General features: G+C 43.7%; 21 protein-coding genes, 1 tRNA gene, 1 pseudogene and 1 riboswitch. Of the genes and pseudogenes, 4 read left to right on the forward strand and 19 right to left on the reverse strand.

Annotation, left to right across the window (positions count from 1 at the left end; all coding sequences use genetic code 11):
• Positions 1-7 precede the first annotated feature (7 nt).
• From prfB to AV939_RS09510, 5 genes are all read right to left on the reverse strand, one after another.
• Positions 8-1,106 (reverse strand): peptide chain release factor 2 gene (gene prfB / locus AV939_RS09490; RefSeq protein ID WP_126871927.1). Its coding sequence is split into 2 segments (ribosomal slippage): positions 8-1,030 and positions 1,032-1,106, totalling 1,098 coding nucleotides; the frame shifts between segments, so codons are not numbered across the junction.
• Positions 1,107-1,283: 177 nt separating this feature from the next.
• Positions 1,284-1,721 carry a DUF2177 family protein gene (locus tag AV939_RS09495; protein WP_061998190.1) on the reverse strand — a complete coding sequence of 146 codons (438 nt, stop codon included), beginning with the start codon at positions 1,719-1,721 and terminating at the stop codon, positions 1,284-1,286.
• A gap of 93 nt (positions 1,722-1,814) precedes the next feature.
• Entirely contained in the window at positions 1,815-2,441 is a 627-nt protein-coding gene (locus AV939_RS09500; RefSeq protein WP_061997598.1) for a DUF6515 family protein, read from the reverse strand.
• 127 nt (positions 2,442-2,568) lie between these two features.
• A complete protein-coding gene (locus AV939_RS09505; RefSeq protein WP_063457192.1) occupies positions 2,569-3,189 on the reverse strand; it encodes an HD domain-containing protein in 621 nt (206 codons plus the stop codon).
• A 3-nt stretch (positions 3,190-3,192) separates the two neighbouring features.
• Complete coding sequence (locus tag AV939_RS09510; protein WP_061997600.1) at positions 3,193-4,392, reverse strand: TauD/TfdA family dioxygenase; 1,200 nt, start codon at positions 4,390-4,392, stop codon at positions 3,193-3,195.
• A 93-nt stretch (positions 4,393-4,485) separates the two neighbouring features.
• On the opposite strand from AV939_RS09510, the gene AV939_RS09515 reads away from it, so the two are divergent.
• Complete coding sequence (locus AV939_RS09515; RefSeq protein WP_231751184.1) at positions 4,486-5,397, forward strand: LysR family transcriptional regulator; 912 nt, start codon at positions 4,486-4,488, stop codon at positions 5,395-5,397.
• A gap of 57 nt (positions 5,398-5,454) precedes the next feature.
• Here the strand turns inward: AV939_RS09515 and AV939_RS09520 are convergent, their stop codons facing one another.
• Entirely contained in the window at positions 5,455-6,036 is a 582-nt protein-coding gene (locus tag AV939_RS09520; RefSeq protein WP_061997601.1) for an NADPH-dependent FMN reductase, read from the reverse strand.
• A gap of 335 nt (positions 6,037-6,371) precedes the next feature.
• Between AV939_RS09520 and AV939_RS09525 the strand changes: the two genes are divergently transcribed.
• Positions 6,372-9,560, forward strand: coding sequence for a bifunctional diguanylate cyclase/phosphodiesterase (locus AV939_RS09525; RefSeq protein ID WP_082746046.1), 3,189 nt, complete (start codon positions 6,372-6,374; stop codon positions 9,558-9,560).
• A 105-nt stretch (positions 9,561-9,665) separates the two neighbouring features.
• On the opposite strand, the gene argS is transcribed toward AV939_RS09525, so the two are convergent.
• The 3 genes and pseudogenes from argS to AV939_RS20270 form a co-directional block, all read right to left on the reverse strand.
• Complete coding sequence (gene argS, locus AV939_RS09530) at positions 9,666-11,396, reverse strand: arginine--tRNA ligase (RefSeq protein ID WP_061997603.1); 1,731 nt, start codon at positions 11,394-11,396, stop codon at positions 9,666-9,668.
• Between the two features lie 14 nt (positions 11,397-11,410).
• Positions 11,411-13,000 carry a peptide chain release factor 3 gene (gene prfC, locus AV939_RS09535; protein ID WP_061997604.1) on the reverse strand — a complete coding sequence of 530 codons (1,590 nt, stop codon included), beginning with the start codon at positions 12,998-13,000 and terminating at the stop codon, positions 11,411-11,413.
• 518 nt (positions 13,001-13,518) lie between these two features.
• A pseudogene (locus tag AV939_RS20270) lies at positions 13,519-13,803 on the reverse strand (MFS transporter); the annotation flags it as partial.
• A 186-nt stretch (positions 13,804-13,989) separates the two neighbouring features.
• Between AV939_RS20270 and AV939_RS09540 the strand changes: the two are divergent.
• Complete coding sequence (locus AV939_RS09540; protein ID WP_057793177.1) at positions 13,990-14,877, forward strand: LysR substrate-binding domain-containing protein; 888 nt, start codon at positions 13,990-13,992, stop codon at positions 14,875-14,877.
• A gap of 28 nt (positions 14,878-14,905) precedes the next feature.
• Here the strand turns inward: AV939_RS09540 and AV939_RS09545 are convergent, their stop codons facing one another.
• From AV939_RS09545 to AV939_RS09590, 10 genes are all read right to left on the reverse strand, one after another.
• The gene (locus tag AV939_RS09545; protein ID WP_057793179.1) at positions 14,906-15,838 is read right to left on the reverse strand and encodes a DMT family transporter; all 933 of its coding nucleotides are present in this window, start codon (positions 15,836-15,838) and stop codon (positions 14,906-14,908) included.
• Between the two features lie 172 nt (positions 15,839-16,010).
• On the reverse strand, positions 16,011-16,310 hold the full coding sequence (locus AV939_RS09550; protein WP_057793181.1) for a hypothetical protein: 300 nt from the start codon (positions 16,308-16,310) through the stop codon (positions 16,011-16,013).
• A 193-nt stretch (positions 16,311-16,503) separates the two neighbouring features.
• The gene (gene rimI / locus AV939_RS09555; RefSeq protein ID WP_057793183.1) at positions 16,504-16,953 is read right to left on the reverse strand and encodes a ribosomal protein S18-alanine N-acetyltransferase; all 450 of its coding nucleotides are present in this window, start codon (positions 16,951-16,953) and stop codon (positions 16,504-16,506) included.
• 40 nt (positions 16,954-16,993) lie between these two features.
• Positions 16,994-17,674 carry a hypothetical protein gene (locus AV939_RS09560; RefSeq protein ID WP_057793185.1) on the reverse strand — a complete coding sequence of 227 codons (681 nt, stop codon included), beginning with the start codon at positions 17,672-17,674 and terminating at the stop codon, positions 16,994-16,996.
• 165 nt (positions 17,675-17,839) lie between these two features.
• A tRNA-Trp gene (locus AV939_RS09565) sits at positions 17,840-17,916 on the reverse strand.
• 115 nt (positions 17,917-18,031) lie between these two features.
• The gene (locus tag AV939_RS09570) at positions 18,032-18,823 is read right to left on the reverse strand and encodes a phosphotransferase (protein ID WP_057793187.1); all 792 of its coding nucleotides are present in this window, start codon (positions 18,821-18,823) and stop codon (positions 18,032-18,034) included.
• Positions 18,780-19,424 carry a nicotinamide riboside transporter PnuC gene (pnuC, locus tag AV939_RS09575; RefSeq protein WP_057793189.1) on the reverse strand — a complete coding sequence of 215 codons (645 nt, stop codon included), beginning with the start codon at positions 19,422-19,424 and terminating at the stop codon, positions 18,780-18,782. The genes AV939_RS09570 and pnuC overlap by 44 nt, the downstream gene beginning before the upstream one ends.
• 2 nt (positions 19,425-19,426) lie before the next feature.
• Positions 19,427-19,699, reverse strand: a complete 273-nt coding sequence (locus AV939_RS09580) for a YkoF family thiamine/hydroxymethylpyrimidine-binding protein (protein ID WP_057793191.1) — start codon at positions 19,697-19,699, stop codon at positions 19,427-19,429.
• Between the two features lie 9 nt (positions 19,700-19,708).
• Positions 19,709-21,808: a TonB-dependent receptor gene (locus tag AV939_RS09585; RefSeq protein WP_057793193.1), complete on the reverse strand. Its 2,100-nt coding sequence runs from the start codon at positions 21,806-21,808 to the stop codon at positions 19,709-19,711.
• A 54-nt stretch (positions 21,809-21,862) separates the two neighbouring features.
• Positions 21,863-21,972, reverse strand: a riboswitch (TPP riboswitch).
• 112 nt (positions 21,973-22,084) lie between these two features.
• Positions 22,085-22,513 (reverse strand): acyl-CoA thioesterase, encoded by a 429-nt coding sequence (locus tag AV939_RS09590; protein WP_013785028.1) that lies wholly within the window; start codon positions 22,511-22,513, stop codon positions 22,085-22,087.
• Positions 22,514-22,596: 83 nt separating this feature from the next.
• Between AV939_RS09590 and AV939_RS09595 the strand changes: the two genes are divergently transcribed.
• Positions 22,597-24,939 carry a GNAT family N-acetyltransferase gene (locus AV939_RS09595; protein ID WP_158443231.1) on the forward strand — a complete coding sequence of 781 codons (2,343 nt, stop codon included), beginning with the start codon at positions 22,597-22,599 and terminating at the stop codon, positions 24,937-24,939.
• The last annotated feature ends 61 nt before the right edge of the window (positions 24,940-25,000 follow it).

Raw genomic sequence — 25,000 nt, forward strand, 5'->3', positions numbered from 1 at the left:
GTTCGGATTACAGCCCTGATTTAAGGCTGGCTTCGATAAATTTATCCAGGCCACCATCTAGCACGGCCTGAGTGTTGCGTGTTTCCACGCCAGTACGCAAATCTTTAATGCGAGAGTCGTCTAGTACGTATGAACGAATTTGACTTCCCCAGCCGATATCTGACTTGCTGTCTTCCATCGCTTGTTTCTCGGCGTTTTGCTTTTGAAGCTCATACTCGTAGAGTTTAGCTTTCAACTGCTTCATCGCCTGATCTTTATTCTTGTGCTGCGAGCGGTCGTTCTGACACTGCACTACAATACCTGTAGGTTCGTGGGTAATACGCACCGCTGAATCTGTTCTGTTTACGTGCTGACCACCCGCGCCAGATGCACGGTAGGTATCAATACGTAAATCTGAAGGGTCGATATCAATATCGATATCGTCATCCACTTCAGGGTAAACAAACGCTGATGAAAACGACGTATGACGGCGGTTGCCTGAGTCAAATGGCGACTTACGCACTAAGCGATGCACGCCCGTTTCAGTACGTAACCAACCAAAAGCGTACTCACCTGCAATACGCAAGGTAGCACTTTTGATACCCGCTACGTCACCATCAGATACTTCAATAAGTTCGGTTTTGAAGCCGTGAGCCTCACCCCAACGAAGGTACATACGAAGGAGCATATTAGCCCAGTCTTGCGCTTCTGTGCCGCCAGAGCCAGATTGAATATCAATATAACAATCGTTGGCATCGTTAGGCTGTGAGAACATCCGGCGAAACTCAAGCTTTTCAAGTTGCTCAAGTAGGCCTTCTAATTCTTTATTGGCCTCATCGAAGGTTTCTTCATCTTCTGCTTCAACGGCGAGTTCAAGCAAACCTTCAACGTCTTCGGTGCCCTGCTCAAGGTTGTGAATGGTTTCTACAACCAGTTCTAAGGCCACCTTTTCTTTGCCTAACGCTTGTGCGCGTTCTGGCTCGTTCCATACCTCAGAGCTTTCAAGCTCTCGGTTAACTTCTTCTAAGCGCTCTGACTTTGCATCAAAGTCAAAGGTACCCCCTAAGCGCGTCGGTGCGCTCGCGGATATCTTTTATCGCATTGGTAACGGGGTTTACTTCAAACATAGTCCGCTTATCAACTGTAAAATAAGACCGCGGATAGTACCGAATTTGCACGAAATTTGATAGGGGGTAACGAAATAAAAGGCAGCATTTCAGGGGATTGGTTTTACTGCCTTATTTACCTAAAGAGCCAGCCTAAAAAACCAGCTTAAAGAGCCGACTAAAAATCGGCCAGAGCGTTTATTTCTCTTCACTATTTCGCACCTGTTGAAAGCCCGTCCAGCCCGCCATTGCGCTTACACTGGTTAAGAAAGTGCCCCAGGCCCAATCAATCACCGTGATAAACAGCGTAAAACCTTCAACAATACTGTAGTTAGTTAGGTTATAAGCACCGTAGCTTGCAAGCCCCAGCAGTGCTCCATCAATACCTGCGTAGTAAAGTGGTTTGTCTCTGTTTGCCACTACGGCTAATACAAAGACGACAAACCCATACATTAAATAGAACACAACCCAAGGCCAAGTAATATAGTTTTCTCGCAATAAGCTCGCCATTTCGGTGGTATACCAGTCGCGGGCTATCCAGCCTAGCCATAGGGCATCTAATACACCAAAGCACACTAAAATGGCCAATATCGAAAGAGCAATACTGGAAGAAAACATAATGATTTTTTGGAGCATGAACTCGCGTTCCATTCATAAACATGCGTAGGTTTTCAGTTTGTCATGCCTATGAAGAAAATAGCAATATGAAAAATTTGTATCCTGGCAACACTAGTTCAGTCTAACCGCTAAATAGCTTACTTTTCCTTCAGTTGATTGAGGCAGAAAATATAAACCACCGTACAAAAAGTACTGTGTGTCATGTATTTTTACTGGCTGCGCACCTTCAGGAAGTACATCGTAGTGCTTGCCTGCTTCATACTCACCGCTGTCTGCTCGCGACCATTCGACCGGGGCATTTACTACGATATACTCACCATCCATTCGTTTGTAATACACCCCTTCTACAACATAGTAGGTTTGCCCATCGACAAAAATGGTATCGGGATGATCAGGTAAGGTATGAATGATGATCCCTGCAGGTGGAAGCACTACAGTAAAATCGCCTCCTATTTTGCGATAATACACACCATTTCTATACCGATAGTCTATGCCATGGTGATGAATGAAGGCAGCGTCTTTAGGTAAGTGCTTTACTCTATGTCCTGGCTCATATCGCGGGGACGCTAGCACGGCAACAGCAACACCAGCCGCAATGCCCGCACCTATACTTAACGCTGCATTCCCACCATGAAAGCCGCCACGTGCACCGCCACCATGTAGCGGCACTGCACATGCGCTTAGCAAGGTGATAGAGCAAACAATGGGTATTAAGCGTAAGTTCGTAAGTAAATTCATAAAGTATTACTCCCAACAAATTAAGAGTACGGCGACAATGCCGTGTACTTAGTTATATGGGGGTATAGACCAATACAAGAATAGATCTTCTTATGCCTTTACCTAACCTTTACCAGACTTACAATTTTTACTCGCTCGTTCCCGACATGGCGATATCAACTGCACTTTTACCCATGGTTTGTTCACCTACATATTTGGGGTCGAATGCCGTTCTAGAGAATATCTTTCTAACCAATGGCTCGAAGTGTGATAGTGGCTTGGTAGGATAGTCAGGGTCGAATGACGATTGATCCCACTTTTCACAAAAATCTACACAGGCTTGATACCAAGGATGGCCTTTTAAGTATTCGCGCTCATTCGGGTCGCCCCCTAAAAAGTGAGCGTAATACACGTTTTGAAATAACCCATGCTGATTAATTATCCAAGTCACTTCAGGTCGCACATAGGGGCGTAAAATCGATGCCGCGTATTGCGAGTGATTGTGCGGCGCTAAGTCATCACCAAGATCGTGAATAAGTGCCGCTACTATCATTTCCTCATCGGCGCCATCGGCTTCTGCCCTGGTTGCTGATTGCAATGAGTGTCCAAGTCGTGAAACCTGATAGCCTGATAAGGTATTCTCTAAATTTTTCAGCGCTTGTAATATTCTATCGGGCAAGCCTTTCGCGTATTCATCTTCGTGTTTGGTAAGAAACAAATACTCTTCTTTTGTTCCGTCTTTCATCTGGCGAAATTGAACAGTTTCCATCACTTAACCTCTCATTTCTTCTGTGGCCTTGGTATCCGCTATTTCAAACTCACCGTTAGTACTTGCTAATTCAATCGCAGCGTTGGTATACATAGAGCCTTGCTTTCTTTTAAGCGCATTGTAACGGCCTTTCGGTGCATCAATATCTATGTAAGCACCTTGTAGGTGACGACGCCCCTCGCTAGGGTCAAATCCTGTTCGCCCATGTAACACCCGGGTGTTGTGAAACATCTGCAATTGACCGGGCTCTAATCTGAAACGCCACTCATATTCAGGCGAACACAACAACTGCCCCAGACGTTTACGGGCTCGATGAAATATAACCATTTCTTCATCTTGTAATAGCGGCAAGTAGTCGAGTCTTGGGCTATAAGCGATCCCCGTAATTCTGCCACTGGGATCAGATTCAATCATGGTACGCCTTTCTATCAAGTCAACATCGTTGTCATAATAGCGGTAACGAACAGGTACCTTGCAAAGCAATGCGAAACCATCGGGATCTTCCTTTTTCAACTGCTCTAGCACCGACAAACTATCTACCAGGGTCGACAAGCCATCTGTCGTTTGGTTTTCTAAACAATGTAGAAGTTGAATACCCGGCATGGGGTTTCGGTAAGGGTTATCGGTATGTGGCCCTAACGGTACTGAACGATATGCTAGATCGTTCGAGTTTGGACGGGTGAAAACCTCGAAGTATTTACCAAAGTTCGTTTCTCTAACATGGCCAAATAGGTTTGCTACTTCTAATACCGCGTCTGATTCAGTAGGCACGTTATCAACAATTAGCACACCGTAGGTTAAGAATATTTCTATTCCTTTAATTAACCCCGCTTCCGATTTCAACGTGGCTAAATCGATATGAAATAATGACTTGTCCACATTGCTTTTCCACGGAATATCATTAGGCGCGCCATCCCAAACATCGAAGTCGGCAGCGAACTCGTTCAAATCGTACTCACCAGAATACCCGTCACTGAACGTAAGGTTAGCAAGCGTATTGTGCTTCTTTTCTACCTTAACCAGCGACACATTTTCATCTAATTGATGTGGGTCGAAAAAGCGCTGTTTAGTGGTTTTATCCAGGTTTTCTGAGTCTTGGCAACGCTCACGAAGCCACAATGCGGGTAAAGGATAGTGTTGCCCATTTACAGTCGCTGACACGGAAGCATTCGCTTCGTTGATAATATAGTCTATTTGCTGCACGAGAATCTCCCTTAAAAATTAATAGGAGAAGTATCAAGTAATCGTGGTTTATATTACAGTAGCAAAGCCTTATAGCTAACATGCAAATTAGTAATGATGAAAGAATCTGAGTTACCTACACTTAACGGCCTATTATGTTTTGAAGCAACGGTCAGGCATGGCTCTATGACATTAGCAGCTGAAGATCTTGGTATTACACAGCCATTGGTGTCTCAAAGAATTCGCGCACTGGAAGATGTGGTAGGTGGTATTTTAATTGATCGTAGTAAGAAACCCGTCACACCTACGATTGAAGGGCTCAAGTATTACAATGAGTTAAGAGGCTCTACATCATCTATTCTGCGTGCTACCAATAACGCACGAGAAGATTTTCGTGAAACAAAAACTAAAATTTCTATTAGCGCCTATTTTGGTTTTGCCTTTCATTGGATAATGCCTAGGCTGCAGCGATTACAACAAGCTTTTCCTGATTATCTTTTCGAAATCCAACCAACCAATAGCTTAAGTGACCTAACCACTGCACATGCAGATATATTATTTCACTTCTCATCAAAAATTGGTAAATATCAGTTTGAAAAGATGTTAATTCCTGAGATGGTTTTTCCCGTTTGTTCACCTGAATTCGCAGCTAAATACGACTTAAAAAGTGGTCAACTACTCAGTGACTTGAGAAACCTTCCCCTATTACACAAGGATGTAGATGATTCCCGTTGGCTAAATTGGCAACGCTGGGCACAAGCATTAAGTGTTAAGCCCTCCGCAAGCCCTATTTCTTTTCGATATAACAATTACCCCCTTATTGTTGAAGCCGCTATTGGCGGCCACGGCCTCTGCTTAGGATGGGAAGGGTTAATAAACCCTTTTATTGAAGAAGGTAAACTTATTCAATTAGGGCCGCGATTAAAATCTGAAACTCGGGGATATCAGATTTGTTCAGATCAATACGCAAACTTTGCCATCGGTAATGTAATAAAGTGGTTTATTAAAGAAGTAGAGCAAGATTAGCTTATAAAAAGCAAAGGCGAGGATTACTCGCCTCCTCGCCTGAGCACTAGCACTAACTTATAAAACCTGAGCTGTCATCTTCATTGTTAATTCAGCGGTTTGTTTACCTAAACTTTTAAGTTGTTTGATGGTTTTCTCATCGGTAACTACCCCACTGTCGTCCATTAAGGTATTTACTTTTGCCACAGCAAGTTGTGCAGGTAACACCGTTACACCAATGTTTGCGAGTAGCATGCGTAGAACCACTAGCACTCTCATCCCCCCCAAACCGCCGGCAGATGCAGCCATAATACCTGCCGTTTTACCTTTGAAAGCCTGCATAGGTTTATCACCTTCTTCCATGCGAGTGGCCCAATCTATGGCGTTTTTAAGTAATGCGGGATAACTTGAATTGTATTCAGGAGAGGCAATTAAGAAACCGTCATGCTCACTTAACAACTGCTTAAAAGCGCTCGCATTTTCTGGTACGCCAGTCGCGCTCTCTTCATCTTCATTAAAGATAGGCATTGGATAATCGACAAGATTGATGACAGTTACTTTAACGCCTGACTCTCGTGCTCCTTCAGCCGCAACTTCTAGTATTGCTTGGTTGAATGACCCGGTCCGTGTGCTGCCAGAAAAAGCGAGTAGCTTCGTCATAATTAAAATTCCTTTGTTAGTGCAATGCAAAATCGATGCATTGTAGCGGATCACACTACTGCATTTTTGTAGTAAAAAATGCGAAGAATAAAGTGGTTAGTTAAGCATTACTGTTAAATAATTTCCTAATCTATCGATAAATAGACGGGGCTATGTAATAAAATTTTGTTAAAGCAATAATTTAACCATATTTAACGCTTTTATAGTATTTTTACTATACTTATCCGAATAAGCAGTGCATTTTAAAGGCTACCCACTGTTCGATATGGTTATACACTACGATAAATCTTAACTTCTTCGTAGTCACCTTCGTTAAATGGATTTAGAAAAATTACATGGCGTACCTTTTTCAGTCACTGCAGTCGAGAATAATTCTCCTCATCGTTATGGTTGCATTACCCGGGTGGGTTGGCGTTTTTTACGACTCATACGTTGAAAGAGAACACGCTATAGAAGCTGCCATAATTCAATCTGTAAATACCGCCAAGGCCACCTCAAAATTTCAGTCTACGCTGATTGATAAAACACGTATTTTTCTGCAAAACCTTGCCAGTTTCGACGCGGTTCAAAAGCCTAACTCCCAGGCATGCAGTACTTTTCTTGCCGACGTACTCAAGGTAAATAGCAACTATATTAATTTAGGTGCCCCAAGGGCAGATGGCGAGCTACTGTGTAATGCCCACCCTATAACAACATCAGTGAACGTCTACGACCGTCCTTATATACAAGAGGCGCTAGCTACGCGAGGGTTTTCTATCGGCGAGTTTCAAATAGATCGAGCGACTAATCTTACTAGTATGAATTTTGCTTATCCGGTAATGAACGCCACAAGCGATACTGTAGTGGCGCTAGTGGTCGCGGTTATCTCACTAGAATGGTGGAGTGAAGCGCTTTCAGAGTCTCATTTACCAAATAATACCGTTGCTTATATTACCGATAGCAAGAATAAAATTGTTGCTACATATCCAACCAACAACAACCTGCTAGGAACCCCATTAAACACCTCTAGCAATGCAATAGATAACTTAAATACTGAATCTGATAATAGCGCCGTTATTTCCAATGACCCTTATCAACGGGTATATGTAAAACGCCCTTTATTTGAAGATGGTCAGCAAATCAATATTACGGTGGGAATTCCTCTCAAGGAGCCCCTTGAAGTTATTAATAAGCGATTGATTAAAACGGCCGGAATACTGACCGCGATAGTAATACTTTTTGTAGGTGTCTCAGTATGGGGCGTGCGAAGAAACGTACTAAAGCCAATAAGCACATTACTTCAATCTACTAAAGCCCTTGCTGAAGGTAAAGACGTAAGCGATGCACCTTTACATGGTAGCGTTGAGCTAGTGAAGCTACAGCAACGCTTCACCTCGATGGCAAAAACACGGCTAGAGGCAGAAAAACGGCTTATCGATAGCCAGGCTTCTTTGCTAGAAAGTAAAAATATCTTAGCAAGTCATATCGAAAATACGCCTTTAGGGTGTATTACTTGGGATACTCAGCTTATCTGTACCGATTGGAATAAATCGGCAGAATTTATTTTTGGCTATAAAAAAGAAGAAGCGATTGGCAAACATGCTTCTGATCTCATTATACCTTTAGAACGTCGGACTGAAATAAACGACGCATTCGCTCAGCTACTTAAGAAAAAGGCGCCAAAGCGAAAAATAAATAAAAACGTGACTAAATTACGTCTCCCAATAATTTGCGAATGGTATAGCACCCCAATTCTTGACCTAGCTGGCAACGTAATAAGCGTAACCTCATTAGTTCAAGACATAACCAAAAACAAGCATTTAGAAGAAAAACTAAAACTATCAGCAAGTGTATTTTCTCACGCAAGAGAAGGCATATTCATCACAGATAGCAGCGCAAACATTATAGATGTGAACAAAACCTTCGTTGATATAACAGGCTATAAGCGAAACGAAGTGTTAGGCAAAAAGCCTAATATGTTTAAGTCGGGAAAGCAGTCTCCTGAATTCTACCGTCACCTATGGGCATCTATTATAAGCAACGGTTATTGGGCCGGAGAGATTTGGAACAAACGTAAAAATCATGAAGTTTACGCCCAACTATTAACCGTTAGTGCAGTCAATGATGATGAAGGCAATGTTAAAAATTACATCGCTATATTTAGCGACATTTCTGAAGCCAAAGAGCAGCAATACAAATTAGAGCATATGGCACATTATGACGTATTAACTAATTTGCCCAACCGCTCGTTGCTTGCCAAGCGGCTAGATAGAGCCTTGTCTCAATGTAAATCCGATAGAGGATTCGTGGCAGTGGCGCTGCTCGATTTAGATGGTTTTAAAGAAATAAATGATAACTTTGGTCATAGTGTGGGCGACGAACTCCTTGTTATCTTGGCTCATCGTTTAAAAGGAACATTGCGAGAGAGTGACACTATTTCACGCTTTGGAGGTGACGAGTTTGTTGCGGTATTAGCAAACCTAAAACAACCCCAAGATTTTGCTGCCATTATTAAGAATATGCTGAGAGTAGCATCTGAACCGGTAAAAATTGGTGAGCACCAACTTAAAGTATCTGCCAGTATTGGCGTTACGCTTTACCCTGCAGATGACACCGATGCTGACCAGCTTATCCGCCACGCCGACCAAGCCATGTATGTGGCAAAACAGAAAGGCAAAAATTGCTATCACCTTTTTGATATAGAGTCTGAAGACGCTATAAAAGCACGCCATGAAATACTCCAGAGCATAACCACAGCCCTTCATAACAGAGAGTTTGTGCTTTACTACCAGCCGAAAGTGAATATGCGCACCGGAGAAATTATTGGTGCAGAGGCCCTTATTCGCTGGAAACACCCTGTTAAAGGCATACTTTCCCCTGCAGCTTTTTTACCCTTTATTGAAAATCATCAACTCAGTATAGATATTGGTGAATGGGTTATCGAAGAGTCATTGCAGCAATTTAGTCGCTGGAAGCAATTAGGCGCTCATATTCCCATTAGTGTGAATATTTCTGCGTTGCAGATACAGCAAAGAAACTTTCCTATTCGCTTATCACGTTTGTTATCAAAAGTACCCAATGTTCCCCCTGAAGCGTTTCAGTTAGAAGTCTTAGAAACCAGCAAGCTAGGTGATATTAAAAAAGTTGCGGAAATTATGGATGATTGCGTAAAGTTAGGGGTGACTTTTGCCATTGATGACTTTGGAACGGGTTATTCCTCTCTCACTTATTTAAGGCGATTGCCGGCTAAAGTCATTAAGATAGATCAAACCTTTGTGCGAGATATGTTAATCGACCCTGAGGACAGAGCCATTGTTGTGGGGGTGATCGCGCTTGCTAAATCGTTTAATCGCAATGTTATTGCCGAAGGGGTAGAAACCATTGCTCATGGCACATCATTGTTGGATTTGGGATGCGAACTGGCGCAAGGGTACGGTATTGCTCGGCCAATGCCCGCCACAGATATACCTGGTTGGATCACGCATTGGTCCACTAAGACCGAGTGGCGATCCCCTGCCCCAGAGCTTGTCGATAACGAGGCATAAAAAAGGCCGACACGAATGTCAGCCTCTTAAAATAGCAACATAGACATAGCATACTGAATACTTATATTCGTGAATCAGATGCTAAAAACGTTTACGTTATCAACTTTACATTTTTTCCAATGTTTCGATACCCAACAAGTTCAAGCCTTGGCTTAACGTGCTGGCTACAAGCGCTGACAAGGCCAAACGGCTGTCTCGCACTTTCAACTCAATACCGTCTTTTAGCATTGGACAAGCTTCATAGAAGCTCATGAAGGCGCTGGCCAGTTCGTACAAGTAAGTACACAACACGTGAGGCGTTGCATCACGTGATACCAGGCCTACCACCTCTTCAAACTGCAATAACAGTACCGACAATGCGTGTTCTTGTTTTTCAACAATATTGATATCTACTGGCATGGCCTCAATGGCAACACCGGCTTTTCTAAATAAGCTTTTAACCCGCGTGTAAGCGTATTGCAAATACGGGGCGGTATTACCTTCAAAGCTCAACATGGTGTCCCAGTTAAACATATAGTCAGTAGTACGGTTTTTACTTAAATCGGCATATTTTACTGCGCCAATACCTACTTTACGGGCAACTTCCGCTAATTCTTCTTCAGATAAATCGTTGTCGCGCTCGGCAATCAATTTACCTGCACGTTCTACCGCTTCATCTAATAGCTCAACCAATTTAACGGTACCGCCAGTGCGAGTTTTAAATGGCTTCCCGTCACTGCCTAGCATCATACCGAATGGGCAATGCTCGTAGGTTTGAGTGGTTTCCATAAAGCCTGCTTTACGGCCCACAATTTCGGTTTGCTTGAAATGTAGCGCTTGGCGAGCATCGGTAAGGATCAGGGTTCTATCGGCGTTCAACGTGCCGCTGCGATAGCGCATAGCCGCTAAATCTGTGGTGGCATATAGATAACCTCCACCAGATTTTTGCACAATATAAACCGCTGGATTACCTTCTTTATCGGCCAATTCAGGAATGAAAACCACTTGAGCGCCTTGGTCTTCTACCGCAATCTCTTTTGCTTTCAATTCGCTAATTACGTTAGCTAAATCGTGGTTATAGGCCGACTCACCCATGATATCTTCGCGGGTTAAGCTTACGTTTAGTTTTTTATAAACATCTTCAGAGTGTGCAATAGACACATCAATGAACTTTTCCCATAAGCTTAGGCATTTTTCATCACCGCCTTGAAGCTTAACTACGTATTCACGTGCACGATCGGCAAAGCCTTCTTCGTCGTCGAAACGCACTTTTGCTTCACGGTAAAAGTCTTCTAAGTCAGACAATGCCGTTTCAGCGACCTCTTGTTCTAACTTATCTGACAAATGCGCAAGCAACATACCAAACTGCGTACCCCAATCACCCATGTGATTTTGGCGAATGACTTTATGACCTAAAAACTCCAACACTTTCACCACAGCGTCACCAATAATGGTGGTACGTAGATGTCCTACGTGCATTTCTTTCGCTAGGTTTGGTGAAGAGTAATCTACCACTACGGTTTGTGCTGGCGATTTTGCTACGCCAATGCGTGGGTCGTGTAGCGCTAACTCACACTGATTTGCCAACCACTCGTTATTCAAGTGAACATTGATAAAGCCCGGGCCTGCCACTTCTAATTTACTGGCTACATCGTCAAGTTTTACAATCTCAACAATCTTTTCTGCAATATCGCGAGGCTTTTGTCTAAGCTGTTTCGCCAACGCCATTGCGCCATTGAATTGATATTCACCAAATTCAGGACGAGCACTGCGCGATACAGGAATAGGTGCGTTTTCAACACCCATTGATTCTAAAGCTTCACTAAATCGATTAATTAATAATGCATGTATATTCATAGTTGTTCTTTATCTTAATTTTCGCGCGTGTTTTTAAATTCGATGTCTGGGTAACGTTCTTGCGACAACTGTAAGTTCACTCTAGTAGGGGCGATATACGTAAGGTTATCCCCACCATCTAGTGCAAGGTTTTGCTCACCCTTGCGGCGGAACTCATCCAGCTTTTTCTCGTCTTTACAGTACACCCATCGGGCAGTGTTTACGTTAATGTGCTCGTACAATGCATCAACATTGTATTCTGCCTTCAAACGGGCAACGACCACGTCAAACTGAAGTACACCTACCGCTCCGACAATTAGGTCGTTATTGGCAAGCGGCCTAAATACCTGAACCGCACCTTCTTCTGAAAGCTGGATAAGGCCTTTTAGCAATTGCTTCTGTTTTAGCGGATCGCGTAATCGAATGCGCTTAAATAGTTCTGGTGCGAAGTTAGGGATACCACTGAAGCGATAGTTATCGCCCGAGGTAAAAGTATCACCAATTCGAATGGTACCGTGGTTATGCAGGCCAATAATATCTCCCGCATACGCCTCTTCTAGCAAGGCTCTATCGCCGGCTAAAAAGGTTAATGCATCAGAAATACGCACGTCTTTGCCAAGTCGCGAGTGACGCATTTTCATGCCCTTCTCGTACTTGCCCGACACAATACGGCAAAACGCGATACGGTCACGGTGCTTAGGATCCATGTTCGCCTGAATTTTAAATACAAAACCGCTGAACTTGGTATCTGTCGATTCAACAGGGCTTTCATCAGTCTCACGGCCTTGTGGCGCGGGAGCCCATTCAACCATGCCATCAAGCATATGGTCGACACCAAAGTTACCCAATGCAGTACCGAAAAATACTGGGGTAAGCTGGCCGTCTAAAAAGAGTTCTTTATCAAAGTCATTTGATGCACCGCGAACAAGTTCTAGCTCATCACGCAAGGTTTCAGCTAGGTCGCTACCAATGGCATCTTCAAGCTCAGGGTTATCTAACCCTTTTAAAATACGAACATCTTGAATAGTGTGCCCATGGCCACTTTGGTACAAAATGGTTTCGTCACGATAAAGGTGATAAACCCCTTTGAAGCTTTTACCGCAGCCGATTGGCCAGGTAATTGGCGCGCAAAGAATATCGAGTTCGCTCTCAACTTCATCCATCACTTCTAGTGGATCGCGAATATCGCGGTCGAGCTTGTTCATAAAGGTTAGGATAGGTGTGTCACGTAAACGGGTAACTTCCATCAGTTTACGCGTTCTGTCCTCTACCCCTTTCGCGGCATCGATGACCATTAAACAAGAATCTACTGCGGTAAGCGTACGGTAGGTATCTTCCGAGAAGTCTTCGTGCCCAGGCGTATCAAGTAAGTTAACTAGATGGTCTTTGTAAGGAAATTGCATCACAGAGGTGGTTACAGATATACCACGCTCTTTTTCCATCTCCATCCAATCTGACTTAGCATGTTGGCCAGACTTTTTACCTTTTACCGTACCTGCGGTTTGCAGTGCGTTTCCGAACAACAGTACTTTTTCAGTAATGGTGGTTTTACCCGCATCTGGATGCGAGATAATAGCGAACGTTCTTCGCTTATTGATTTCGTTAAGAAAATTGGCATTTGCCATGAAAAATCGGTCCCGTTTCGTACCCGTAATGGTACTTCAGTCTTGAGTATTTACTCGCTTTGCTTAATGGCGTTCTTACAGTTGTGCTTGCATGTGCAAAGTGCTTTTGCTAGCTGCTTTTGCACACAAGACAACGAAGGACGCCAAGCATCACGCCTTCCCTTTTGAAACCTTAATCGGCATATAAAAAGTGGAAAGCATTGAGGGAGTATAAAAATGCCGCTTATTATACATTTGTGGCAGCTAAAAACACGCTCTGCTGACGTTTTTCTGATAACTCGTAAATAAATACTGATTGACGGGTAAATTCGTCATTTCAGTAGTGAAAATAGTGCAGGCAAAAGAGCTGATGAAAGAGATAATTAAAGACGTAGTAGCGGGATTAGTGACCGCGTAGAAAAGAGCGTTGTTAGAGCTGTAGTAAAGTTCCTTTTTAGACGGATATAACTACCGTGGTGAGAGCGCTAACGAAAAGTTTCATGATCTATTAATATCATGAGCTATTAATCTCAGAGTCTGGCGGTATCTCGTAACTCCATGCCCTCAACAACCGCACCACGTAATACTGAACCAAGTGCAATGCCAATATTAAACGCCGCAATATTTAATCCTAATGCCACATCTACCGCGTTTGGGGTATATCGCTTGGCCAATTTCACCACATATACTTGCAAGCCAGGTACATTACCAAAGGCAAATGCGCCTCACACCAATACGGTTAATACAGCATCTACCAGGATGTTCATAGTAAATGTTAGAGTAAATAGTATGAGCGCGAGGGCAGTAAAAATAATGGCAATAGCACTGGCTACCTTGTCTTTACTTACCAAACCTGTGGCAATGGTAGAACCGATAAAGAAGCACACGCCATGGGCATTTTCTTCCTCAAAAAGTAAGTTTCAGTGCGTGCACTGTGCAGATTGTTTTTGTTGCAAATAAAAGCAACAATGACAAAATATTTTTGTGATTATTGATAAAGTAAAAGCTGAATGAGCGTAAGTGCTAAAACCGAAGACATAGAAGCGTTTGTTGCCGTGGTAGATGCAGGCAGCTTTTCTCGCGCCGCTGAATTGCTGGGCCAGCAGGTGGCAAAAGTGTCTCGCGCTGTTGGCCGTTTAGAGGATGTCCTTAATGTTACCCTCCTTAACCGTACCACCCGCCGATTGGAGCTAACCGAAGAAGGTGTAGTCTACCTACAGTACGCCCGCGACAGTTTGAACTTACTAGAAAAAGGCGAAGAAGCGTTACGGCTGCTAAGCCAAAAGCCTTCTGGGCTATTAAGAGTAGATGCTGCAAGCCCTTTTGTGCTGCATCAGTTAACCCCACTAGTAGGTGAATTTCGTAAAGCGTACCCAGAGATAAAACTCGATATTACCAGTCACGACAACATAATTGATTTGCTTGAACATAAAACTGATATCGCCATTCGAATTGGTACCCTAAGCGATTCTAATTTGCACGCAAAGACCTTGGGACGAAGTGCACTTCATTTGGTGGCTAGCCCAGCCTATTTAGCAAATTCTAATATTGATGTGACAATAACGTCATTAGGCGAACATCAGCTCATTGGTTTTTCTAGTGGTGCTAGCTTGAACCGCTGGCCTTTATCAGAAGAGGTAAAACTTAATTTCGATTTAAAGGCATCTAGTGGAGAAACCATCAGGCAACTGTGTTTGGCAGGTCAAGGCATTGCCCTACTGTCGCACTTTATGGTGGCGGACGATTTAAAAAACGGAAAACTTGTCAGCGTATTAGGCGAGCACTTACTTACACCAAACAATCGAGAGCCCGTGCAAGCCGTTTACTACCGAAACAGTGCAGTGTCGTCTCGTATATCGGCTTTTTTAGATTTTATACAGCCACGCCTCAAGCTGTAGCGACTTATTTAATTGCCCAGTTTATTTATTAGGTTTGTCCAGGCACCTTGGAGATCAATTTCTTTAGTGCCGACTTTGGCAACGCGTTGAGGGTAAGTGCACAAAGCATTACAGTGGCGCCAACAATCACCATGGGCAACAAGGTCTCACCTAGTAACAGCACCGAGCTTACGTAACCAATGATTGGCGTTAGCGTGCTAATAAGTACTATTCGCTCAGGCGGAAGCTTAGGCCCTGCAGACACCATAAGACCAAAACCCAACCCAGTAGCGATTGGTCCAATGTAAGATAGTGACAACCAACCTCGCACCCCGTATTCAGCAAAATTGGGGACCCCCTCAATAGCACACGCAATCGCTAGCATTACTAATCCAGCCAACGCGAATTGCCAAAACACCGCATCAATAACACTCCCATGCCATTTGTGAAATGAAACACGCCTTATAGAGACTGCCCACAACCCCGAAGCTAATAGCATGCCAAACAAAGGTAACCAAGCACCAGGCTGGCCCGACGCGAACAATATTAAGCCAACGCCAACTGTAGAGATACTCGTCAATACAAAGCGTTTGGCTGCAGGGCGCTGTCGATACCACACGGTATCAATCACCAGCATCCACAGTGGCGTGGTGTAAATCAAAATACTCGCGGTACCGGCGGGAATGTACTGCAAGCAAACCGTGATTAACCCCATAGAGCCAATGAACTGCACCAAGGCTACCGTAAAGATAACCGCGCGGTCGGGGCGTGAAAACGTTGGTAATCGTTTTTTAGTGATAAACACAAATAAGGCGATAACAGGCAAGGCAAATAATAGCCTGAGCGCCACCATCCAATAAGCACTTACGGAATCTAAACCTAGCTTCATTGCTGGCCAACTTAAGCCTAAGCACAACACTGAAACAAACAGCATTTTAATGCCTTTTGCTTGAACTGACGGAGGAGGCAACGCAGAAGACATATTCAATACCTATAAAATGAAAAAGCATGCGCTATTTCACAAAAATGAGAGCGATAAGTGACGTTTCACCAAGCCGCGCAATATACGCGAATTACCCGGCACCGGATAGAGACCTTAACGACGTAATTAGGTGCCTTATCGCGCGTGAAGGCTTAGGTAACTAAAGGTTAGGCTAAGGTAATAATATTGCCACAGACAATAGTTTGCGATGGCCTTGTTGAATGGGCGTAACACTATGACTGTACAAATCAGGTCGAAAGAAATAAACACGGTTAAATAAGTTAAAAATAACCTTGTCGGCACAAAACACCCCACCCACTTTTGGCTGCTTTAATACCACATTAAACTTATAGTATTTTCCTTCGCTAACAGGGTCGTTATGTCTCATTACCCGATGCCCTTCAGGATAAGTCACGAAATTAATTGCAAACCGTTTAAATCGCACAATCTCCCGATTGATAACCTTTGGCATTTATCCTCTTTAGTTAGTTTTTAACAAATTATACGTTGAACGGTATTGTCTCAAAGAAAAGGAGTAGACCGATAGTGCGCGGGTAGATCGAGAAGGTATAACTTGTGCGATTGCGTGTTCAATATAGTGTGTTTAATTTAGCCTGATTAGTTTAGCTTCTTGGGTTTAGCTTCTTGGGTTTAGCTTCTCGGGTTTAAAGTGAGGCCTTCATTATTTGAGCGTCTTCTTTGCCATTAGCGGTTTGATAATAGCCTTTTCTTACTTCGATATGCTCAAAACCGGTATGTTCGTAAAGGTTGATAGCCCCAATATTACTGGCTCGAACCTCTAACCACATTGAGGTCATTTTGTTGTGCTGAGCGTGTTGTTTTACATACTCCACTAACGCCCGCCCTATCCCTTCTTGGCGACAACGTTTGTCTACCGCAATATCCATTAATGTAGCTTCATCAACCACTTCAAGTACCAATGCGTATCCCACTACTTGATCATCTTTTATGGCAAGGGCCCCGAAATAAGGAGCAGTAGTGCAATCAGCAAACGTTGCAAAAGACCAAGGTTTAAATTGGGACGCTTCGTGAATACCGTGGGCTTGCGCTAATGCGCGTTTACAACTTGTATCTGAAACTAATTGGATATGCAAAATAGGACAACCGAGTTAGGAAATTTAACGCGCTTCAGGCTTAACTTACATTGTTGGATAAAGCACAAAGCATTTTCCACAGCTGCCTTTGCATTGCCGCCGTCAGTAAGTGAGGCGCCGACGGTAAAACAATGCCACCGTTAGTTACTGCTACATCTTGCCCTATCTTCACCTGAGTGCTGGTGAAGGATAATTGAAGATACGCGAGCGCAACATCTAAATCTTGTAACCACTGCTTGCCCTGTAAACGCTGTGCTTGGGTTAATTCAACCAGAGCAGGTGTATTGTTTGAAGCAGGATTGGATAACACGTTTGACGAATGGCTGGATAATTGGCTTGAAGCATTAACAGACTCCACTTGTGATGCACTCTTGCTTGCAGTGCTATCAACATTGCTATCTTCAGCGCTATCTACCGAGCGCGGTGTCGCTGACGACGAATCACTAGCTTTCGGGCTGGTAGCTTTTGTTTGGCCAGAGGCTTTGGTCGAATCTGATGATACTTGAGCACGAAGTTGTGCCAACCGGCTTTGCTTTTCTTCATTAGAAGGCATGGCTGGTGAATAATTACTGGCCATTGCAAAAGAATCATTTGCAGAGCGCTTATTAGCAACATCAGTCGCAACTGAGTTCGTGTTTTCATCTTGCAGCGATGACTGGCTCACCCACACAGGTATTCCCATTTCTTGCAATACAGCACGCTGAAAAGTAGAAAGCGACATAAAAATCCAACTTCGATAAATTACTTAACATTGTATAGCAACGCGATTAAAAATGGCAACGCGAATAAAAATGGCAGATACAGAATGACTAACTTGCTGAGTTTAACTTAGCTTAAGAAAAGTAAATAATGATAAAAATTGAATTTAGAAAACAAGAAGGGAAAGTGGCAGGGGTGGAGGGACTCGAACCCCCAACCATCGGTTTTGGAGACCGCTGTTCTACCAATTCGAACTACACCCCTAGCGCGCTGTGCATTATACGGATGACATTTAAAAGGTAAAGCATTTTTCTACTACCTTATGCACTACCGCTTACTAAACAAACAAAGCGCTGTGAAAACAAACAAAAAGCGTACTTTATCCAGCGTTTTGCTTAGTAGCCTCAAGTGCAGCTAGCCATAAATCGTTAGTTACGTTAACGATTTCCATATGAAGTTGAACTTGCGATAAGACCTCATCTTCATCTTTACCTACTTCTTTGGCATAGGCGATGGCTAATGCCCGTGTTTGCGCTTCACTCATTGCGTTTATCTTTGCACACCCAGCCACATCGAAATAACGATTACCCATGGCCGAGTATTCCCAATCAACAATGAACGGCGTTGAGTCACGTACCACATGATGAGCAAGCAAGTCGTTGTGACACAGCACATAGTCTTCTGTGTTGCCTTCACTTTTAACTAAACTTGCTCGAAGTTGAATAGCGCGGTCGAAAAGCGCATCGCCTTCTTTCAATCCAGCGGAGTGCATATAATGCAACCAACGAGAAAATAAGTTGAGAGGTCTAGCTGTGATAGGCAGGGCGTGGACACGGGCAAGTACTGATGCTAACGCTTCGGGAGAACGAATACTGGGATGAGGATCGGTTTCCTCTTCCCATTGTTCTACCCAAATTAATTCATCATCGCTTAACCAAATAGGCTTTGGTGCAATGCCTCGCTCAGCAAGTTGCTGTTGCAATACAAATTGATGGAATCTGTCGATACCGCTAAATGTATCTTCCCCCACCCATTTGACAGCATACCCACGATTATCATCTTTGAGATAGTACACCTGATTCACTATGCCAGCGGGGTGACGTTCCACTGTGGCCGAATCAGATAAATTAAGTGCTTCTTTCAAAAGCGGAATGATAGTTTCCGGTTTCATCTTGCTTATTCCACTGCGCTAACCATTGTAGGTACCCAAAAATCGAGAATCCTACGTATCCAAGGAATAAGCATGCTGATAATGCCATCCCCACTTGAAAGTATAAAAAGGCGGAGGCCAAATTAATAAAGAACCAGTAAATCCAATTTTGTAAAACTTTATGCGCCACCATAAAAGTGGTAACTACACTCAGCAGATGGATACTCGCATCTAGCAGTAAATGATCACTATTAAATTGTGAAGTGACTAATTTAGATAATCCCCATGCACAGCATAAAAGCACAGGGACTATTGTAAGATGTATCCATAACGGCCATGAACGCACTGGCTTCTCCGTGCCTCCATCACCACCTTTTGACCACTGATAATAACCATAGCCTGCCATTATCATATAGAAAAAGTTCAGCATGGACTGAAACGGCAATGTCACCTGCCAAAACAGCCAGGTATAAATAGCCGTACTGGCGAAGGCACAAAGCCAACACCAGCTGTTCTGTTTAGCCGCAAGCAACACATAGGCAATGGCAAGCACTACCGCCAACCATTCCAGTTTTGATGTGGCCGCTATCTGCGACAAAAACTCAGTGAAAAATGTACTCATGCTTAAGTTTTTCTGGCTTGCTTGTTAGCCTGCATGGCATCGTAGTTTAGAAACTTCGCCACGAAAATAGCCTGTCCAACTTCTTCGTGAGTGCGCTGCATTTCCTTACCAAGAATAGACATCACATGTCCGTAATCACCGGATACTTGCGTGCTGGTAGAAGTAGTTAATACGCCAATATTACCGTAGCTATTCATGCGATCGATAAATTGCTGAATAGGCTCAATGTATTCACCCACGAGCGGGTATAGCGATAGCTCAACCATGACTTGCATAGTGTACTCCTAGAATTCGTATTTAACGGTAACGCCAAACTGTCGGCCATTACCTAGTTGATAGTAAGGTTCTGCAAACGCATACTCATCACGAGGGTCGTTACTGAAGCCACCAAAACCTCTGGTGTAATACTCATTATCGAAGGCATTTTTAACCCACACGCTGGTTTGCCAATTATCAGAAAACCACACGATTTCACTGTTAACCAACGTTGTCGAAGGTGCCTCTACATCATGGCCATCAGAAAAACGGTAGCTGTCTTTAAAGTCGATATCGATGCGCCAAAGCACATCATCAGTAATAGATAGCTCACTAAATAAGTTAGCCGTGTATTCAGGTGCTTGTGCTTGGCGCTGTTTTTCAATCACAGTGCCATCAGTCAGCGTATAATCTTCGAAGGTAGCATCTAGGTAGCCCAAACTCATGTTCATGGTCCAGTTTTCATCTACCAGCCAACTCAACTCTAGCTCAGCCCCCTTGTTAGTGCCTATATCAGCGTTGTCTATAATGTCGATAAAATCAGGTGTTCCATCTTCGCGAATTTGAACATCAAAATTACTTACTTGCGTATCGTCCCTGTCCATATAGAAGAGTGCTGCTCGCATGGTTAGTTCAGGCACTAATAAAGGCCCTTTTACACCAAGCTCGTAATTCCAGTTATATTCTTCATCAAAGAATCGCTGCTCATCTGATACGCGCTCGTCAGGGTTATACCCTGCCCCTTTATAGCCGCGAGAAATACTGGCGTAGTAAAAGTGTTTTTCACCCGTATATTGCAATGCCACTTTACCGCCAGTCATCGTAGTATCATGACTGCTTTCAAGGCCATTGTTATCAGAGTAGTCAAAGCCGTAGTTTTCTACACGTAACCCTGCAACTAGCGTTAGGCTAGTGGTGATTGTAGATTCAGTCTGTAAATATACCGCTTTGGTGGTGGGTTCATACACACTGGTAAAGTCACCTGATGCATAGGTGTATTCACGCAACAAATCTTCTTCACTGGTTTTATAAAAAGCGCCAAGCGTCCAAGCCGTCGCGCCATTAAATAACGCGGCACTGTCTGAAGATACAAAGCGTACTTCTGCTGTTTGTGTGTCTACATCACGGAAATAAGCGTCGAATGAAGTATACCCGAAAGGGTGAAATCCTTCGTAAGTCCAATCTTCGTCATATCCATAACCGATGTTATGGGAGGCGTGAGTGGCGACTAGAATAATATCACCGCCATTAGTCGAGGTAGTGGCTCTAGCACTCACAGCATGAGTTTGATGGGTGTCAAAACCTGGCTCATCAGATAAGGTCTGATTATTATTATCTAAAGAAAACGCATCATACCCATTGTCGATGTCATACCAACGATAAGTTAGTGCCAAAGTGCTTCTTTCGTCAATATTTCCCGCTACACTTATGCGCGCAGCAGTTTCATCAAGATTATTCGTATCATCACGTTTTTGCTCGGTGCCGTCACTGTTAACGACGGTATTTTCTACAAAACCATCACTACGGTTATGCATAAGTGCAACGCGATAACCCCAATCTTGATTGATATCGTTACCTGTAGCAGCTTCTACGCGATAACTATCTTTATTACCTGCTCTTACTTCAACATAGTCAGCACTCTCTGAGCCAACAGGGGTGCTAGAAAGCTTAACCGCTCCTGCTAAAGCGCCGGAACCAAATAAGGTGGCCTGAGGCCCTCGGTAAACTTCTAGTTGCTGCGTATCAAAAATAAGTCCTGCTGCTGCAAGACCAGAGAAATCAAATTCGTCAACGATGAAACTAACAGACGGATTAATAGGCTCTACAAACTGGCTACGTTCACCGATACCGCGAATTTGAACAAAGCGTCCGCGAGAAGCGCCTGCGGCGAAGTTCACGTTCGGCACACTATTTAGCACACTATCAATATGGGTAGGCTGGCGACTGCTTAAGCGCTTAGCACTCATAACGGTAGCACTTGCACTTAGCTGGTCTAACACGGTTTCGCGAAAGTCTCCGCTCACGACAACACGTTCTACGTCATCAAGTTGTGTTTCTTGCTGAGTAGTTTGTGCGCTAACTGAAAGCGATGCGGCAAGTAAAGAAAGACAAAATATAGGTTTTTGCATGGGATCTCTTATTCTTTTTTAAGAAAAAAGATCCGGGTGTACGGCAGGTGATACGACTATGTGGTCAACCATCCCTACGCCGGCATTATCCGGATCAGGTGTAAGGGTTCTCACAATGATAATGTGAATCTCAGTCCGCGGTACGGACACCCCTTGGTATATGCGTTCGTTATGAATAACGAATACAGCGGGAAGTCTACCAGTTACGCCAAAACCGTCAAGATATTAAACGGTTAACTTGGCGTAACAGTAGGCTCGCTATTCGTGTGATGTGGCTTATTTTTGCTCTTCTAATTCGAGATTGAGCTTTCGCACTTCTTCGTTAGTTTGAGATACTAACGCCTCAAGGGTTTTACCATGCGCTGCTGGTTGACGTGATTCTGGGTCTACTTTAACGAAGACGATATCATCGGCGAAACAAATAGTTTTTTTGGTGGCTTTATTGCGCACTAAACAACTGACCGTAATCGACGTTCTACCAACCGCTTTCGTCTCAAGACCAAACTCAACAATATCACCTTGCAGTGCAGGAGACTCAAAACTAATTTCCCCTATATGTTTGGTTACCAAACAATTGGTTTCTAATTGGCAAATTGCCCAAATAGCAGCCTCTTCATCAATCCATTCAAGCGCGCGGCCGCCAAATAAAGAGTTGGCATAATTTAAGTCGTTTGGCATCACTAGACGCCGAGAAAGAAAGCGCATTCGAATTCCTTTAGATAAGTAGTTACTATAAGCAGAGAAAGTCTTAATTATACCGAAAAAACACACCTATGGCGCCACCGGAATTGACTCAATGGTTATTTAGCCCTATTTATTCGCAAGCACGACATACTGAGCATCGCCGTCTACTCGTGCTTTCTGGTGAGTATGACTGGGTGAATAAGAGTTTAACGTCTATTTTGAGCGATATTTCCCCCTCACTTACCGTCAAAGAAATAGGCGCTGAGAACTCACTGCTCCGTAAACATTTGTTGGGTAAAGAATGCGATATCGGGGTGGTACATTCACATCAAGGGTTTAACCCTGGAAACCTCATGGCCATTGCAGGCACCATTCGATGGGGTGGCTGTCTCATTTTATGCTGCCCTACGCTCGACTCTTGGCATTTGCACACCCGCCCTAGTCACCTCTCACATGGTTTTACTGCATCACGAAGTCCGTATATAAAACGGCTTGTAGCAATACTAAAAAACGATGCAGATGTAGCCATTTGGAATTCCAACAACTGCCATATTCCTGATTCAGTAGCGAGTGATACCTTTGATTCGATAAACCGGCTAACCCCGATTACCTCTGAAAGCCCTATTAATCGGATAGTTTCAGAAAACGCACGCGCAACACAGCCAGTAGATGATGAACAAACCCGTCGGCCACAGTTCAAATCACTTGAACAGCAGGCGGCATTTGATTGCCTGACAAATAAGTGGTCGCAAGATAATCGAAAAGCTGTCATCACAGCGCCTAGAGGCAGAGGGAAGTCTGCGCTTGTAGGGCTGTTTGTTGCATCAAGGCTGAAAAAGGGCGAGAAAGTAGTGATCACAAGCGCCATTCGTGAAAACACGAGCACCCTTTTCAAGCACATTCGTATAGGCATAAATTCACCAAATTCAGAAGAAAATAAACTAGAAAGTAAGACTACTGATAATGAGTTAAGCACTGCTGGAACTGTCACTGAAGCGGCTTTTGCTGTTGAGGATTTTGTTAGTGAAGCAGTCTCTAATCAAGCTTCAGAGAGTGAGAAAAGTGGATCTGCACAGTGGCTTGCGCCAGATAACCCAACGCTTATCGATGGTGACTTTGACTTGCTTATTATTGATGAAGCAGCGTCCTTCGCGTTACCTGTGCTTAAGATGTTAATCAGCGCTCATGATAACTACGTGATTAGCACAACATTGCAGGGATACGAAGGAAGTGGGCAAGGTTTTATGCAGCGTATGCTACCGGCTTTTAACGCTGAAGGCGCTTTGCACCTTTCATTGAGCACACCGCTACGATGGACAAAGAACGATAAGTTAGAAAACCTCATACATAATATTTGCTTATTTGAAGGAACAGAGTCATTTAATACCTTCAATGAAGTTCCGCGAGAAGCACGCCGGGGAGTAAGGCAAGAAATACTGCGAGAATTACAACGAAAAGCACCGACAGATAAATCTAGCAATGACTACAGGATAGGTTTGGTGTCTGCATTGTCGGAACACGAATTACACTGTGTCATGCAACTGTTAGCCGCTGCACACTATCAAACCACCCCCGATGACTTCATGCGGCTTTATGACAGCCCAGACATCGTATTGTGTACCCAATGGGACGACCTTCGTTTAATCGCAGCTGCAATAATAAATTGTGAAGGTGGCGACCCTTTAGCAGATGTAAGTGAAGGAATTGCAGATGGTTCCCGGCGCCCTAAAGGACATTTAGGGGCACAGAGGCTTACGCTACTCACGGCGAACCCCGCTACTGCATCATATCGGTATTGGAGAATAAACCGTATAGCAGTTGCTCCTCATCTACAAGGCCAAGGGCTAGGTACGCGCCTTGTAAGCTATATTAACGGACAAGCCCTTGCACAACATATTGATGCACTGACTAGCTCTTATGGCGCTTCTGACAAGCTTAATCACTTTTGGCAGCAATGCGGTTTTACGCTTGTGGATATGGGTGAAAAACCTAATAAAGCGAGCGGTGAGACCAGCGCATTGGTTGTGAAATGTATCTCTGAACGCTTTGGGCCACAACAAGAAGTATTGTCATGCTTGTTTACCCATAGTCAAGCAACCGACATTGTCCCTATAAGTAAGCTTCCGACTATCACACGAAATATACTAATAAAAAAACTAAATCAGTTCGTTAATGCGACTAGACCATTAAACCAAGTTAGCTTAGCAATAAACGCGTTGGCCGCTGAGGTCTCTGTGTCCACACAGTGTGTTAAACATACTGAAAGACCTACTAAAGCGTGCACGAGTGGAACGGATGAAGTTACGTCTGAACTTCTTTTACTACTTAGTCGTTCCCCGCTACCCACGAATAAGCTTACAAAACTCTTGGACGTGAATGGTCGTAAAGCGTTGACTGAATCATTAAGAAAAAAGATAGGCTATATGTTGGCTTCAATAACTATATAAAACTTGGTTTATTTCTAACAAAAAAAAAGGCCTCCAAATGGAGGCCTTTTTATTTATCGAT

It is taken from the genome of Alteromonas sp. Mac1, assembly GCF_001562125.1.
Taxonomy (GTDB): Bacteria; Pseudomonadota; Gammaproteobacteria; order Enterobacterales; family Alteromonadaceae; genus Alteromonas; species Alteromonas stellipolaris.